This is a genomic window from Ferruginivarius sediminum, from assembly GCF_003344765.1.
In the GTDB taxonomy this organism is placed as follows: Bacteria; Pseudomonadota; Alphaproteobacteria; order Kiloniellales; family Rhodovibrionaceae; genus Ferruginivarius; species Ferruginivarius sediminum.
On sequence record NZ_QPMH01000025.1, the window covers coordinates 17,002 to 31,730 of the forward strand.

Here is a 14,729-nt window from a genome sequence, read left to right on the forward strand (position 1 = left end):
GGCCGCAGCCTTTTAAGCCGGCACCTGTTCCCGCGACGGCGGCGCCATGAATTCCGGGCCGACGGGGTCCGTGATCGTCTCGGCCAGGATGCTGTCGATGACGGCCAGAGTATCGGCGTCGAGTTCGATGTCCTCAAGCTCTCGCACGGGATCGAGCTGGTAGGGATGCCGCGCGCCCCACAAGGCGACGCCGACGCCCGGTTGCGCCAGCACCCAGGCCAGAGCCAGATGGATCACCCGCTTGCCGAAGCGATCCATGGCAAGCTGGTCGAGCTGATAGACCGCGTCGAGATACTGGGCGAAGCGCGGCTGCTGGAACTTCGGGTCCAGGTTGCGCAGGTCGTCGCCGTGGAAGACCGTCTCCCGGTCCATGCGGCCCGACAGCAGGCCCCGGCACAGCGCGCCGTAGGTCAGGGAGGTGAGGCCGTTCGTCCGGGCGTACGGCAGGACGCTCGTCTCGGCCTGGCGCTCGAACAGGTTATAGGGCGGCTGCACGACGTGCAGCGGCGCCTCGTGGCGGAAGCGGTCCATCTGCTCGGGCGTAAAATTGCTGACGCCGATGGCGCGGATCTTTCCGGCGTCGTAAAGCTCTTTCATGGCCCGCGCGGTTTCCTCGACCGGAACGGCGGGGTCGGGCCAGTGCACCTGATAGATGTCGATGACGTCCGTTTGCAGGCGCCGTAGCGAATCGTCGATCTCCTGGTGGATGCGCGCGCGGCCGGCGTTGCGGTACGGCTGCTCGCCCTCCCAGTCCAGGCCGACCTTCGTGGCCAGCACGACGCCGTCGCGCAGCCCCGCCTCGGCAAGCGCCTTGCCGACGATCTCCTCGGACCTGCCCATGCCGTAGACCGGCGCGGTGTCGACAAGGGTGATCCCCCGGTCGATAGCGGCGCGGATAGTGTTGATCGATTCCGCCTCGTCGCTGCCGCCCCACATCCAGCCGCCAACGGCCCAGGTGCCCAGCCCGATGCGTGTCGGCTTCAGGTCCGTGCCGGGAACCCGTGTCGTCTCCAGCATGCGTCCGATCTCCTCTTTCGCTTGGCATTGAAAGTCGTGCTCGGCCGCCCGTGTCGTCATGTGGCGGCGAGCCCAAGATTTCGCAACCGCAAAAAGGAAGAAGACCCGGAATATCGGCCGGATTCAGGCCAGCTCTATCCTTCCGGCGCGCGCAGGAATATCAGCTTGGCTTTGCCGTAGCGGCGGGTATCCAGGACCTCGAAGCCTTCGGGAACGGGCATGTCCTCCGTCTTCATCAACTCAACGACGACGAGCGCGCCCGGCTTCAGCCAGCCCGCCGCCGCCAGCCCCTGAAGACCCGGCGCCGCCAGTCCCTGACCGTAGGGCGGGTCGAGGATGACGAGGTCGCACGCCTGCGTCGCCCGTGGCGGCCGCGTCACGTCGGCGCGGATCACGGTGACGTGCTCGCCTTCGCCCAGCTCCTTCACGTTGTGGCGAAGCGCGCTGATGGCCACCGCCTGGCTTTCCATGAAAATCGCGTGCGCCGCGCCGCGCGACAGCGCCTCCAATCCGTTGGCGCCACTGCCGGCGAAGGCATCGAGCACCACGGCATCGGCCAGCGGGCTGCCGTCGGCGGCGAAGCGGCCGTGGGTGAGAACGTTGAACAGCGACTCCCGCGTCAGCGAGCTTGTCGGGCGCACTTCCTCGCCGCCCGGCGCGCTGAGGCGCCGGCCCCTATGCCGTCCGGCGACGATTCGCATTGCGCTTGGACCTCGATTGGGATTTCGGTGGTTGGCATTTCGATTTCGCGGTGCCGGTCCCGGTGGCCTCCGGCGGCTTCGTGCCAAGTTGCTCCGCCAGTACCTTCGGCGCAATCTCGGACACTTGATCCGGGCGCATCGCGCCAAGCTGGAACGGGCCATAGGCGATGCGCAGCAGGCGGCTCACCTTCAGGCCCAGGTGCTCCATCACCCGCCGCACCTCGCGGTTCTTGCCCTCGCGCAGCGCGACGGTAAGCCATGCGTTGCTGCCGGTGCGCTGGTCGAGCCGTGCCTCGATCGGGCCATAGCGCACGCCCTCGACCGTGATCCCGGCGTTGAGAGACGCCAGCGCCGCCTCGTCCACCTCGCCGAAGACGCGCACGCGATAGCGGCGGATCCAACCCGTTGCCGGCAATTCCAGCCGTCGCTTCAACTCGCCGTCGTTGGTCAGCAGCAGCAGCCCTTCGGAGTTCACGTCGAGGCGTCCCACCGGCATGACGCGCGGCAGCGATTGCGGCAGGCGGTCGTAGATCGTCGGCCGGCCGTGCGGGTCGCGCTCTGCCACCAGCACGCCGCGCGGCTTGTGATAGCGGAACAGCCGGGCCGGCTCGGGCGCGGGCAGGCGTTCGCCGTCCACCGTGATGCGGCCCGGATCGTCAAGGGTCAGCGAGGGCGTATCGATCGGTTCGCCGTCCACCGCGACGCGGCCCTGCTCGATGAGGCGCTCGGCCTCCCGGCGCGAGCAGATACCTGCGCGCGCGATCAGCTTGGCCACGCGCTCCGCCTTGGGTTCGCTCATGTCTCTAATGTCCGGGCGCGGAACGGGCCGCTTCGATGAAGGCGTCGAAGATGCGGCTGTCGCCGTCGCTGATATGGAACTCGGGATGCCACTCCACGCCCAGGCAGAAGCGATAGCCTGGATGCTCGATGCCCTCGATCACGCCGTCGGCGGCGGTGGCGTTGATTATGACGCCGTCGCCGACATCCTTCGCCGCCTGGTGGTGCGCCGAATTGACGTGCAGCTCGCCCAGCCCGCCGCAGACGCGGTGCAGCAGCGTGCCGGCGACCACGTTGACGGCATGGCCGGGCTCGGTGCGCGGGTTCGGTTGCTCGTGCGCCAGCGCGCCCTCGACCTCGTCCGGGATGTGCTGGACCAGCGTGCCGCCGAGGACGACGTTCAAGAGCTGCTGCCCGCCGCAGATGCCCAGCACCGCCATGTCGCGTTGGAGGGCGCCTTGCAGGACGGCCAGCTCGAATTCGGTGCGGCGGCTCTTCGTCTTCACCGTGTCGTGCCGGGTCTCAGCCCCGAACAGCGACGGGTCCACATCGAAGGCGCCGCCGGTGACCACCAGCCCGTCCAGGGTCTCCAGGTAGTCGCCCGCGCATTCCGGCTCGTGCGGCAGGGCCACGGGCAGGCCGCCGGCCGCCGCGACGGCGGCACAGTAGTTCTGGCGCAGGGCGTACCACGGCAGCTTCGACCAGCCGCCGGCTTCCTCGCTATCCAGGGTCACGCCGATGACGGGGCGTGTTCGCATGGTTCGTTCCTTGTGGCTTGCTACACCGACCAGGCGTCCGTGCCCTCGCAGGACAGGCCAAGCTGCGACAGCCCTTCCTCAAGGTAATCCGCCACCAGCGGGTTCCCCAGCAGGTAATCGGCCGTGTAGGCGTTGCGCCGTCCGCGTGCCTCGCGCACGGCCTCCGGCCACTCCTGCGGTCCGCTGTAGTCGCCGCGGCCCATCCAGACCAGCGCGACCAGCTCGACCTGCGCGTCCTCGTTCAACTCGTCGATGACGCGCTTGGCGTCTTCATATAGCGGATCCTCGCGCACGCGTTCGAGATACTTGTCGAGGATCTCCTCCTGCTCGCTGAGCTGGTCGGGCGAGAGGTTTTCGTCGTCGTCCCTGGCGTTGACGGGCAGCGCGTCCTCCACCTCGAACTCGCGCATCTTGACGATCAGCCAGCAGACGGTCTCCAGGTCCATGTCGAGCATGCGGGCCACTCCTCCTCATCTGCGCGGCGCCCCGTTGCTACTTGGTTCGGCCTTTGCGATCAACAACGTTGCGCGCCCGGCCCCCATCGGTCACACACACGATGGATAGCACGGGCCGGCATTGCCGCACGGGAGGGCACCATCGTACAGCCGACGGCCGATCACGGGAACCTGATGCGCCTTGCCCTGGAAGAGGCGCGCATCGGCGCCGAACGGGGCGAGGTGCCGGTGGGCGCCGTCCTGGTGGATTCCGAGACCGGAGAGGTGCTGGCCCGCGCCCATAATCGCGTGGAGGCCGATACCGACCCCACCGCGCACGCCGAGATTCTGGTCATTCGCGAGGTGGCGCGGCGGCGGGGCGAGAAGCGGCTGGTCGACTGCGACATCTACGTGACGCTGGAACCGTGCACGATGTGCGCGGCGGCCATCTCCTTCGCCCGGCTGAAACGCCTTTATTTCGGCGCCTACGACCCCAAGGGCGGCGCGGTGGTCCACGCTGCCCGCTTCTACGAGCAGCCGACCTGCCACCATCGCCCCGAGGTCGTCGGCGGCATTGACGAAGCCGAATGCGGCGAGGTGCTGAGGGCATTCTTCCGGGCGCGGCGGTAGAGCATGGACTTATGACTCTGGCCGCGAGTGAACCAGGACATTTCAAGCTCATGCGGGGCGGCGAGCAATGAGCTGGACGCTTGCGAGGTAGAGCCGGGCTTCGGCGGTGGGGATGGTGGTCTCGAAGTCCTTGGCGAGGCGTCGGTTGCGGTTGAGCCGGGCCAGGGTGCGCTCGACGAGCCAGCGCCGCGGCAGAACCTCGAAGCCCTTCGCGGTGTCGGCGCGCTTGGCAATCTCGACGCCCGAGCGGCCGACGCGGCCCAGGGCCGTGGCCAGCTTCATGACTTACGATCTGGGATATTTCGACGAGGAGAGCTGCCGGCTGGAGCCAATAGACAACCCATTCGGCCCGAGCCTGTTACCCCTGTGTCCGGAAAGGACCGGAGAAAAATGGCGCGCCGGGGAGGATTCGAACCCCCAACCTCCTGATCCGTAGTCAGGTGCTCTATCCGATTGAGCTACCGGCGCGCGGATGCGAAGTCGGCCTTGCCGAAACAGCGCTCCGGCGAAAGCGCGCGGACCATACTCAAAGCCCCATGGCTTGGCAAGGGCGTGGTTGCGATGTTCCGCAAAATGGTGCGCCCGCAGGCGTCCGCAAGGGGACGTCTCGGCGCAAGGCGCGGAATCCCTTGGGGAATTCGACTTGTTCGCGGGAGTCGCATCAAGTAGTATCTGCGCGACAAATTTGGGGGACGGGCGGTGCTTTCCGTTGCGGAATAACACAAAAAAGAGATTCGCCGCCTGCACACATAATGACGTTCCAACCGGCGAGACGCGCATGGTGATGATTCGTCGAACGGTGGCCCTGGTTGCCACCGTCGTCTTGTTAGGGGGATGCGGCTTTACGGAAGACGCACTGATGCCCTCGGTGACCGGCGAGGCACCTTCGGACGAGGCGGAGCAGTCGCAGGCTTCGCGGGACAGCGACGGCCAAGCCGGGAGCGGCGCCGCATCGGCCCGCACCACGGGTATGTCCGGCGATACCGGCGTCGTGCAAGGCACGAACGGCGCCGTCGGCGGGGCGGCTCGCGGCATCCCATCGCTCGGCACCACGGTCTTCGAACCGGGCGAGCTGCCGCGCTTCGAACCCACCGGCACCTTCGTCGGCAACAAGGTCGGCGAGTTGCGCAAGGATCTGAGCAAGCTGCGCGGCAACATCAGCCAGCATAACCGCCGCCTGCAGGAGCTGCGCGGGCAGACGCGGTCCTCGGCGCGTGCCTACCACGGCCTGGTCGCGACCATGAACACACGTCTGCAGATCGGCACCACCCCGGGCAATCCGGAGATGGTGCAGCAGTGGAATCGGGCGCAGGCGGAACTGGCGCGCGTCGACCAGGTCGCCAGCCGGATGAACGAGCTGGCGAACGATGTATCCTCCACCTCGGCGCTGGCAGCCTATCTGCTGGAGTCGGTGCAGGCGGCCTACAGCCTGTCCGGCGCGATCGAACGCGACCACGAGCATCTGGCCATCCTGGAGGACGCCACCAACCGCACCGTTGTCCTGATCGACCGGCTGCTGAACGAGCTGTCGGAGGACGTGGCCCGCCAGAACAGCTATCTGGGGCGGGAGCGGCAAAACCTCTCCACCCTGTCGCTCGCCATCAAGAACGGCGAGTTCTACGGCGGCAGCCTCGCTAATCAGGCCTACGGCGCGCCGCAGCCGCCGTCCTCGAATCGTGATCCCGCCTCACTCGTCGGCAGCAGCCAACCGTTGGTGGTCATCCGATTCGGCCAGGACAACGTGAAGTACGAGCAGGCGCTCTACAACGCTGTCAGCCGCGCGCTCGACCGGCGCCCGCAGGCGGCGTTCGACGTGGTGGCCGTGGCCCCGCAGACGGGGAACAAGGCAGAGGCGGCGCTCGACCGGGCCAAGGCGCGGCGCTATGCGGAGCGGGTGCTGCGCTCCCTAAACGACATGGGTCTACCGCCGAATCGGGTTTCCCTGGCCGCGACCACCAGCCAGGGTGCCGACTCGAACGAGGTTCACGTCTACGTCAGGTAGGTTGCAAGGCCCCCGGCCCGGCGGACACCGGGCCGGGGTGCGTTCTCGCAGCCTTGCGAACCCCCGGACCTTGGGCTAAACCGCCTCGCCAAGCGAGGTGCCATGAACGACATCAATCCATACGGCGGCGGCGAACCGCCGGTCTATAAGCCCTTCCCCGTCTCCTGGGAAGAACTCCACCGCTATTCCAAGGCGCTGGCCTGGCGGCTGATCGAGCGTGGGCCCTGGTCGGGCCTGATCGCCATCACCCGCGGCGGCATGGTGCCGGCCGCGATCATCGCGCGCGAACTGGATCTGCGCGTCATCGATACGCTGTGCGTCGCCAGCTACGAGGAGATGGCGCAGGGCGAGTTGCAGATCCTGAAGGACGTAAAGCAGGACGTCGGCGATGGCGAGCGCTGGCTGATCGTCGACGACCTCGTGGACACGGGAAAAACCGCAAGGGCGGTGCGTGACCGCCTGCCCAAGGCGCACTTCGCCACGGTCTACGCCAAGCCCGCCGGACGGCCGCTGGTCGACACCTTCGTCACCGAGGTCAGCCAGGACACCTGGATCCTGTTCCCCTGGGACACCGAGCCGCAGGCCGTCGCCCCTATCGCGAAGGCCGCCACGCGCCCGCGCTGACGAGCAGCAGGGCCGCGCCCTAACCCGCCACGTGCTCGTCGATGATCGGGTTGCTGAGCGTGCCGATACCCTCGATGGTGACGCTGACGACGTCGCCGGCCTTCATCCAGAGCTGCGGCTCGCGCGCCATCCCCACGCCCGGCGGCGTTCCGGTGACGATGATCGTGCCCGGCTGCAGGGTCATGACCTCGCTGGCCGTCGCGATCAGCGTCGGGATGTCGAAGATCAGGTCGTCGGTGCGCCCGTCCTGCACCACCTCTCCATTCAGGCGGGTCTGGATCGACAGCCCCGACGCGGCCGCCGGAAGCTCGTCCGAGGTTACGATTTCCGGGCCGAAGCCGCCGGTGGCGTCGAAGTTCTTGCCCAGCGTCCACTGCCGGCCCTTCTTCTGGAAATCGCGCAGCGACCCGTCGTTGAAGATCGAGTAGCCGACGACGTGCTCCAGCGCCCGCTCCTTCGGGATGTGCCGGCCCTCGCGGCCGATCACGGCCACAAGCTCGCCCTCATAGTCGAACTGCTCGCTGGCGCGCGGACACACCATCGCCTCGCCGTCCCCGACGAGGGTGGAGGGAAAGCGGGTGAAAAAGATCGGGTCGGTCGGCAGCCTGCTGCCGGTTTCCTGGGCGTGTGCCATGTAGTTCAGGCCGACGCAAAGGATCTTCGGCGGCGCCGGGATCGGCGGCAGCAGGTGCAGGCCGTCGCGCGGCACCGTCTGCTCTTCCGGCACGTTAGCGGCCAGCCCGCGCAGCCGCTCCAGCCCGCCTTCCGCGAACACCGCCGCCCAATCGGCGGGCGTATCCGGATCCAGCGCGCCCAGGTCGATGACACGCTCGCCGCGGGCGATGCCAAGGGCCGGCCGCCCGGCCTTCTCGAATGTCAGAAGTCGCATGGTCCCCCTCAACCCATTGTCGGCATGGTGTATTCGGCCCCGGCGCGGATGCCCGTGGGCCAGCGCTGGGTGACCGTCTTCAATTTGGTGTAGAAGCGCACGCCTTCCATCCCGTGCATGGCGTGGTCGCCGAACAGCGAGCGCTTCCACCCGCCGAACGAATGGAAAGCCATCGGCACGGGGATCGGCACGTTGACGCCCACCATGCCCACTTGGATGTCCTGCGTGAACTGACGGGCGGCGTCGCCGTCGCGGGTGAAGATCGCGGTGCCGTTGCCGAACTCGTGGTCATTGATCATCCCCACGGCCTGATCGAAGTCGTCGGCGCGCACCACGGACAGTACCGGCCCGAAGATCTCTTCCTTGTAGATTCGCATGTCCGGCGTGACGCGGTCGAACAGGCAGCCGCCCATGAAATGGCCGTTCTCATAGCCCTGGAGCTGAACGTCGCGGCCGTCCACAACCAACTCGGCGCCCTCCTCGACCCCCAGGTCGACATAGCCCTTCACCCGCTCCAGATGCTCGCGGGTCACCAGCGGGCCCATGTCCGCCTCCGGATCGTCATACGGTCCGATCCGGAGATTACCTACCTTGGGTGCCAGACGGTCGACCAGCCTGTCACCGGCGTCCCCGACGGCAACGGCGACGGAGACCGCCATGCAGCGCTCCCCGGCGGAGCCGTAAGCCGCGCCCATGAGCGCGTCGGTTGCCTGGTCGAAATCGGCGTCCGGCATCACCACCATGTGGTTCTTCGCACCGCCCAGGGCCTGCACCCGCTTATTGTGGGCGCAGCCCGTGTGGTAGATTTGCTCGGCAATCGGCGTGGAGCCCACGAACGACACGGCCTGCACATCAGGATGCGTCAGCAGGACGTCCACGACCTCCTTGTCGCCGTTGACGACGTTCAGCACCCCCTCGGGCGCGCCGGCCTTGCGCAGCAGCTCGGCCAGCAGCAGCGGCGTGGAGGGGTCCTTTTCCGACGGCTTCAGGATGAAGGCGTTGCCGCAGGCAATCGCCACCGGGAACATCCACATCGGCACCATCGCCGGGAAATTGAACGGCGTGATGCCGGCGACGACGCCCAGCGGCTGGCGCATCGAGAAGCTGTCCACGCCGGTGCCGACCTGGGGGCTGGTCTCCCCCTTCATCAGATGCGGGATGCCGCAGGCGAATTCCACCACCTCGATGCCGCGCGTCACCTCGCCCTTGGCATCGCTCAGCACCTTGCCGTGCTCGCTGGAGATCAGGCGGGCCAACTCGTCCCGGTTGCGCTCCAGCAGTTCCTTGTACTTGAACATCACCCGCGCGCGGGCCAGCGGCGCCTTTGCCGCCCAGGCCGGAAAGGCCGCCTTGGCGGAGGCGATGGCGCGCTCCGTCAGCGCCTTGTCGGCGAAGGACACCGTGGCCGCCACCTCGCCAGTGGCCGGGTTGTAGACCTTGCCGGAACGGCCACCGGGGTCCGCGATGCGTTGACCGTCGATGAAATGTGTCAGTGTTGCGGTCATGGTGCCTGTCCTTTCCGTCCTTGCTGCCGGCCTTTCCTACAGCGGTCGGCAATTGTAGCTTTCCGGTCAACACAGCTATCACAGCCGGCGGCGGACGCGAAGCTTGCGAAACGCGGCGCATGTGCCTCCATATAGGGCCATGAGCACGCACCTCCCCAGCCTCTTCATCTCGCACGGGCCGCCGACCATGGTCGTCGACGACCTTGCGGCCAACCGGCGCCTGAAGGAGATCGCCGAGGAACTTCCAAGGCCGGAAGCGATCCTGTGCATCTCCGCCCATTGGATCGAGCAGGCGCCCAACCTCACCGCTGCCGCGGAGCCGGAGACCATCCATGACTATATGGGCTTCCCGGCCGAGCTGTATCGCCTGAGCTATCCCGCGCCCGGTGCGCCCGGATTGGCGCAGCGCGCCGCGGAATGCTTGCGGGCGACGGGTATCCCCGCACGTCTCGACGAAGTGCGCGGGCGCGACCATGGCGCGTGGCAGACGGCGATGCTGATGTATCCCGAGGCCGACGTGCCGCTGATCCAGCTTTCGCTGGGTGGCGACCTGGACCCGCGCCGGCACTACGACATCGGCCGCGCACTCGCTCCGCTATCCGGTGAGGGCATCCTGGTCATGGCAACCGGTACGGCGGTCCACAATCTCCGCGCCTGGCGGCAGCACCGGCACGAAACGCCTGCCTGGGCACGAGCATTCGACGACTGGCTGGCGGCCACCATAGAGGCGGGCGACCTGGATGCCCTGCTGGACTGGCGGGACGAAGCCCCCGAATCCCGGATGGCGCATCCCAGCGAGGAGCATTTCACGCCACTGTTCGTGGCAGCCGGTGCAGGTGGATTCGGTGCCGGAAATCCGGGACGCGCGCTCCATCGCGGCTTCGAATACGGCAGTCTGTCGATGGCCAGCTTCGCATTCGACGCGGGTTAAAGCCGAAAAAGCTCCACAATTGACCATTACGTTTTCGGTGCTGGGGCGCTAGTCTCGCCGTCATCCCACCCTGAACAGCGTGCCGGGGGATCCGCGATGCGACCTGTGGGCCGAGTCGGCGCGATTCGCCACGCCGGAGAAAAGCTTGGGCACGCATTCGGGCTGGACGTCGCCGGGCCCGGACCGCTATTGACTGCCGACGAGGCGGGGCGGGTGGCGGCTGCGATCATGTGCAGGCCGACTCTCAACCACGAAGCGGTAAAGATCGAAAGACAATGGCATTCGACTTCCTGAACGCCCGCGCCGGCGATCTTGCGATCGATCTGGGCACCGCCAACACGCTTGTCTATGCCAAGGGCAAGGGCATCGTCGTCAACGAACCCTCGGTCGTCGCCATCGCCATGAAGGCGGGCCGCCCGCAGGTACTGGCCGTCGGCGAGGAAGCCCGCCAGATGCTGGGCAAGACGCCGGAGTCGATCCGCGCCATCCGCCCGATGCGCAAGGGCGTGATCGGCGACTTCGAGGCGGCGCAGGCGATGATCTCCTACTTCATCCGGCAGGCCGCGCGGCGCCGCGGCTTCCGCCGTCCGCGCGTGGTGATCTCCACGCCGCAGGGCGCCACCCCGGTCGAGCGGCGCGCCATCCGCGAGGCCGCCGAGGGTGCGGGCGCGGGCCACGTGTTCCTTATCGAAGAGCCGATGGCCGCCGCCATCGGCGCCGACCTGCCGGTCACCAGCCCGCGCGGCTCGATGGTGGTGGACCTGGGCGGCGGCACGACGGAGGTCGCGGTGATCTCCCTTGGCGGCATCGTCAACGCCGTTTCGGTGCCGGTCGGCGGCGACGACTTCGACGAGGGCATTCACGCCTATGTCCGCCGGGTCCACAACGTGGCCATCGGCGAATCCACGGCCGAGCGCATCAAGCGCGAGGTCGGCGCCGCGCTTATCCCCGATGAAGGCGAAGGCGAGGTCGTCCAGGTCAGCGGCCGGGATCTCGTCAGCGGCGTGCCCAAGGCGATCTCCGTCAGCGAGGCCGAAATCGCCGAGAGCTTGACCGAAGCGGTCTTCGCCATCGTCGAAGGGATCAAGAGCGCACTGGAACGTACGGCACCGGAGCTTGCCGCGGACATCGTGGACACCGGCCTGGTCCTGACCGGCGGCGGCGCCCTGTTGCGTCGCCTGCCCGACGCCGTCCGTCACGCTACCGGCCTGCCGGTGTCGGTCGCGGAGGACCCGCTGACGTGCGGCGTACGCGGCGCGGGCAAGGCACTTTCCGAGCTCAAGACTCTGCAAAGTATTCTGAACGACTGATTGCACGAACTCCCTGGTCTCAGGGGCTGACTTGTTCAGCTTGTCGCAAGTCCGTATGTTAAACGCAGGATGAAGGCTGCCGACGTCACAACAGGGGTGTCGCGGAGCACAGCATATGCGCAACATACGGGTGGCGATTGCCGGCGTCGGCAACTGCGCAAACGCCCTGGTTCAGGGCATCCACGCCTATCGCGGCGCCAGCGACCGCGAACTGGCGGGCCTGATGCATCCCGATATCGGCGGCTACCGCCCGGCGGACCTTGATGTCGTGGCGGCCTTCGACGTCGACAGGCGGAAGGTGGGACGCCCCCTGGAGGAGGCGATCTTCGCCAAGCCGAATTGCGCGCGCACCTTCGCCGCGGACATCCCGGAAAGCGGCGTCGAGGTCCGGATGGGACCGATCCTCGACGGCATCGCACGGCATATGGACGAGTACCCCGACGACCAGGCGTTCCGCGCCGCCGACGCCGAGCCGGTCGATATCACCGATATCCTGCGCGAATCCGACGCCGAAGTCCTATTGTGCTATCTGCCCGTCGGCGCGGAACGGGCGGTGCGGCACTACGCCGAGGCGTGCCTGAAGGCAGGTGTCGCGCTGGTCAACTGCCAGCCGGTGTTCATCGCGTCGGACCCGTTCTGGGCGAAGCGGTTCGCCGAGGCCGGGCTGCCCATCGTCGGCGACGATATCAAAAGCCAGCTTGGCGCGACCATCGTCCACCGCGCGCTGACGCGGCTGTTCGCGGACCGCGGCGTGCGCCTGGATCGCACCTATCAGCTCAACACCGGCGGCAATACGGATTTCCTGAACATGCTGGAGAAGGAGCGGCTGTCCTCCAAGCGCCGCTCCAAGACCGAGTCGGTGCAATCGCAGCTCGACGAGCCGCTGCCGGAGAAGGACATCCACGTCGGCCCATCCGACTATGTCGCCTGGCAAGGCGACAACAAGGTCTGCTTCATCCGCATGGAGGGCCGTGGCTTCGGCGATGCGCCGGTGGACCTGGAACTGCGCTTGTCGGTGCAGGATTCCCCGAACAGCGCCGGCGTGGTCATCGACGCGGTCAGGTGTGTGAAGCTGGCCCTGGAACAGGGCGTTGCCGGGCCGCTGGAGGCTGTCTCGGCCTATTATATGAAACACCCGCCCGTGCAGATGCGCGACAGCGAGGCCCGCGAGCGGACCGACGTTTTCATCCGGGAGGCAAGCGAGGCCGCCATCGCCCGGCGGAGAGCCCTGGCCGGGGAATGAGCCAGCGCGCGCACGAAGCAGGGTGGATCGAACGGACCCGCGCGGCGGGCAAGGCATGGCTGGAAGCCGCGGCGCGCCCTCTCGCCCGCATTCTACTCCGCCTCAACGTCTCGCCGAACGTCGTCACCCTGCTCGCCCTGGCGCTCAGCATCGTTGCGGCGTGGCTGATCGTGGCTGGACAACCTGTTGCCGGTGCTCTCGTCTTCCTGGCGGCTGGCGCGCTCGACCTCCTGGACGGCACGCTGGCGCGGCTGGGACGCCTGGATTCGCGTGTCGGTGCCTTCCTCGATTCGACACTCGACCGCGTTTCCGAAGGCGTGGTCTTCACCGCCCTGGCGGCTGTCTTCGCCAGCAACAGCCAGCCGGTGGAGACGGCGCTCACCATGCTGGCCTTACTGGCAAGCGTGCTGGTGAGCTACGCCCGCGCACGGGCCGAGGCGCTGGGCGCGGCCTGCGCGGTCGGCCTGGCCACGCGCGGCGAACGGGTGGTCCTGCTGGTGCTGGGCCTCGTGACCGGCCTGGTCGTCGAGGCGCTTGCGCTCATCCTGGTGTTGAGCGCCATCACGGTGGTACAGCGCATCCGCCACACTGCGCGCGAGCTGGCCGCCCGCGAATGACAGGATCGCATATCCACGGACCCGGAGGCGCCGACGTTCTCGTGGTGGGTCACGTCACCCGGGACCGCATCGTGATCGACGACGCGCCGGCCAGGGAACAGCCCGGCGGCTCCGCCTTCTATGCCGCCTGTGTCCATGCCCGGCTGGGGCTGGCGACAGCCCTGCTGACGCGGATGTCCGGGCGGGACCGTGCCGACCTGCTCCGTCCGCTGGCGGAGCTGGGCGTGCGTCTTGCCGTCCGTTCGGCACAAGCCACGACGGCCTTCGAGAACATCTACCGGCATGGCGTGCGCAGTCAGAAGGCGACCCGCCTCGCTCCGCCCATTCAGCCCGTGGACTTCCAGGCGCTGAACGCGACGGCGATACAGCTTGGACCGCTGACGGCGGGAGACATTCCCCCGGCGACGGTTGCGGCGGCGCGGGCGCGCTGCCGGTGGCTGGCGCTGGACCTTCAAGGCCTGCTGCGCCGGGTGGCAAGCGGCCGCATCCGGCCCAGCCGCGCGCTGGATGCCTCCCTGCTGCGTCAGGCCGATATCGTGAAGGCCGACCGGCACGAGGCGCGGCTGGTCACCGGCCTTGCCGACCCGCGCGCCGCGGCGCGCCGCGTCGCCCTGTGGTGCCAGGGCGAGGGGATCGTCACCCTGGGACGGGACGGCGCGCTTGTTGCCGTGGGCGAACGCGTCTACGACATTCCCCGGGTAGATGCCGGGCCGACGGTCGACACCACCGGCTGTGGCGACAGCTTCGTGGCGGCCTATCTGGCACGGCGGCTCAGAGGGGATCCGCCGCCAGCGGCCGGCCGCTTCGCGACAGCCGTGGCCAGCCTGAAGGCAACGCGGCACGGCCCCTTCGACGCGGACGAGGCAAGCGTGCGGGAACTACTGCGGGACCAAGGCGGGAAATGACCAACGAAACGGCGAAGATCGCGGAGTTGCTGCGCCCGGTCCTGCGGCAGGCCGCGCGCCAGGGACGCACCCTCACCTACCGCGACCTGGCCGCGCGGGCCGGCGTGCCGCCGCCGCACAGTATCCACAAGACGACGGAGGCCCTGGAAGACCTGGTGCGCGAGGACCATGCCGAGGGCCGCCCCCTTCTGGCCGCCGTGGCCGTCGGCAAGGCCGGCCAGCCCCGCCCCGGCTTCTTCCAGCTTCTGCGCCAGCTCGGCCGCTACGACGGTCCCGACAGCGGGCCGGAGGCGGGCCAGTGGCACGCCCGGGAACTGGACGCGGCGCTATCGTACTGGGGCGATGACGACGGGACTTGCCGATAGGTCCAATGGGCTGCCAGCATT

General features: G+C 68.0%; 16 protein-coding genes, 1 tRNA gene and 1 pseudogene. 9 read left to right on the top strand and 9 right to left on the bottom strand.

Annotated elements, in window-relative coordinates; genetic code table 11:
• Positions 1-12 precede the first annotated feature (12 nt).
• From DRB17_RS17570 to DRB17_RS17590, 5 genes are all read right to left on the bottom strand, one after another.
• Positions 13-1,017 (bottom strand): aldo/keto reductase, encoded by a 1,005-nt coding sequence (locus tag DRB17_RS17570; RefSeq protein ID WP_277738583.1) that lies wholly within the window; start codon positions 1,015-1,017, stop codon positions 13-15.
• A gap of 134 nt (positions 1,018-1,151) precedes the next feature.
• Entirely contained in the window at positions 1,152-1,718 is a 567-nt protein-coding gene (gene rsmD / locus DRB17_RS17575) for a 16S rRNA (guanine(966)-N(2))-methyltransferase RsmD (protein WP_114583541.1), read from the bottom strand.
• Positions 1,693-2,517: a pseudouridine synthase gene (locus tag DRB17_RS17580; RefSeq protein WP_114583542.1), complete on the bottom strand. Its 825-nt coding sequence runs from the start codon at positions 2,515-2,517 to the stop codon at positions 1,693-1,695. The genes rsmD and DRB17_RS17580 overlap by 26 nt, the downstream gene beginning before the upstream one ends.
• 4 nt (positions 2,518-2,521) lie before the next feature.
• On the bottom strand, positions 2,522-3,253 hold the full coding sequence (locus DRB17_RS17585; RefSeq protein ID WP_114583543.1) for a gamma-glutamyl-gamma-aminobutyrate hydrolase family protein: 732 nt from the start codon (positions 3,251-3,253) through the stop codon (positions 2,522-2,524).
• Positions 3,254-3,273: 20 nt separating this feature from the next.
• Positions 3,274-3,708: a DUF3775 domain-containing protein gene (locus DRB17_RS17590; RefSeq protein WP_114583544.1), complete on the bottom strand. Its 435-nt coding sequence runs from the start codon at positions 3,706-3,708 to the stop codon at positions 3,274-3,276.
• Positions 3,709-3,849: 141 nt separating this feature from the next.
• On the opposite strand from DRB17_RS17590, the gene DRB17_RS17595 reads away from it, so the two are divergent.
• Complete coding sequence (locus DRB17_RS17595; RefSeq protein WP_421779197.1) at positions 3,850-4,317, top strand: nucleoside deaminase; 468 nt, start codon at positions 3,850-3,852, stop codon at positions 4,315-4,317.
• A 48-nt stretch (positions 4,318-4,365) separates the two neighbouring features.
• On the opposite strand, the pseudogene DRB17_RS17600 reads toward DRB17_RS17595, so the two are convergent.
• Both DRB17_RS17600 and DRB17_RS17605 read right to left on the bottom strand, forming a co-directional pair.
• Positions 4,366-4,596: pseudogene (locus DRB17_RS17600) on the bottom strand (IS5/IS1182 family transposase); the annotation flags it as partial.
• Between the two features lie 112 nt (positions 4,597-4,708).
• Positions 4,709-4,785, bottom strand: a tRNA-Arg gene (locus DRB17_RS17605).
• Positions 4,786-5,095: 310 nt separating this feature from the next.
• Between DRB17_RS17605 and DRB17_RS17610 the strand changes: the two genes are divergently transcribed.
• Positions 5,096-6,319 (top strand): hypothetical protein, encoded by a 1,224-nt coding sequence (locus DRB17_RS17610; RefSeq protein WP_114583547.1) that lies wholly within the window; start codon positions 5,096-5,098, stop codon positions 6,317-6,319.
• 102 nt (positions 6,320-6,421) lie between these two features.
• Positions 6,422-6,943, top strand: coding sequence for a xanthine phosphoribosyltransferase (gpt, locus tag DRB17_RS17615; protein ID WP_114583548.1), 522 nt, complete (start codon positions 6,422-6,424; stop codon positions 6,941-6,943).
• Between the two features lie 19 nt (positions 6,944-6,962).
• On the opposite strand, the gene DRB17_RS17620 is transcribed toward gpt, so the two are convergent.
• Together DRB17_RS17620 and DRB17_RS17625 are read right to left on the bottom strand one after the other, a co-directional pair.
• Positions 6,963-7,832, bottom strand: a complete 870-nt coding sequence (locus DRB17_RS17620; RefSeq protein WP_114583549.1) for a fumarylacetoacetate hydrolase family protein — start codon at positions 7,830-7,832, stop codon at positions 6,963-6,965.
• Positions 7,833-7,840: 8 nt separating this feature from the next.
• Complete coding sequence (locus DRB17_RS17625) at positions 7,841-9,337, bottom strand: CoA-acylating methylmalonate-semialdehyde dehydrogenase (RefSeq protein WP_114583550.1); 1,497 nt, start codon at positions 9,335-9,337, stop codon at positions 7,841-7,843.
• A gap of 139 nt (positions 9,338-9,476) precedes the next feature.
• Between DRB17_RS17625 and DRB17_RS17630 the strand changes: the two genes are divergently transcribed.
• The 6 genes from DRB17_RS17630 to DRB17_RS17655 all read left to right on the top strand — a co-directional run bounded on the left by DRB17_RS17630 (position 9,477) and on the right by DRB17_RS17655 (position 14,708).
• Positions 9,477-10,268, top strand: a complete 792-nt coding sequence (locus tag DRB17_RS17630) for a dioxygenase family protein (RefSeq protein WP_114583551.1) — start codon at positions 9,477-9,479, stop codon at positions 10,266-10,268.
• Positions 10,269-10,543: 275 nt separating this feature from the next.
• Positions 10,544-11,578 carry a rod shape-determining protein gene (locus tag DRB17_RS17635; RefSeq protein WP_114583552.1) on the top strand — a complete coding sequence of 345 codons (1,035 nt, stop codon included), beginning with the start codon at positions 10,544-10,546 and terminating at the stop codon, positions 11,576-11,578.
• A gap of 115 nt (positions 11,579-11,693) precedes the next feature.
• Positions 11,694-12,821: an inositol-3-phosphate synthase gene (locus DRB17_RS17640; RefSeq protein ID WP_114583553.1), complete on the top strand. Its 1,128-nt coding sequence runs from the start codon at positions 11,694-11,696 to the stop codon at positions 12,819-12,821.
• Positions 12,818-13,438 carry a CDP-alcohol phosphatidyltransferase family protein gene (locus DRB17_RS17645; RefSeq protein ID WP_114583554.1) on the top strand — a complete coding sequence of 207 codons (621 nt, stop codon included), beginning with the start codon at positions 12,818-12,820 and terminating at the stop codon, positions 13,436-13,438. The genes DRB17_RS17640 and DRB17_RS17645 overlap by 4 nt, the downstream gene beginning before the upstream one ends.
• A complete protein-coding gene (locus tag DRB17_RS17650) occupies positions 13,435-14,343 on the top strand; it encodes a PfkB family carbohydrate kinase (protein WP_114583555.1) in 909 nt (302 codons plus the stop codon). Before DRB17_RS17645 ends, DRB17_RS17650 begins: the two co-directional genes overlap by 4 nt.
• On the top strand, positions 14,340-14,708 hold the full coding sequence (locus DRB17_RS17655; protein ID WP_114583556.1) for a hypothetical protein: 369 nt from the start codon (positions 14,340-14,342) through the stop codon (positions 14,706-14,708). The genes DRB17_RS17650 and DRB17_RS17655 overlap by 4 nt, the downstream gene beginning before the upstream one ends.
• Positions 14,709-14,729: the final 21 nt, after the last annotated feature.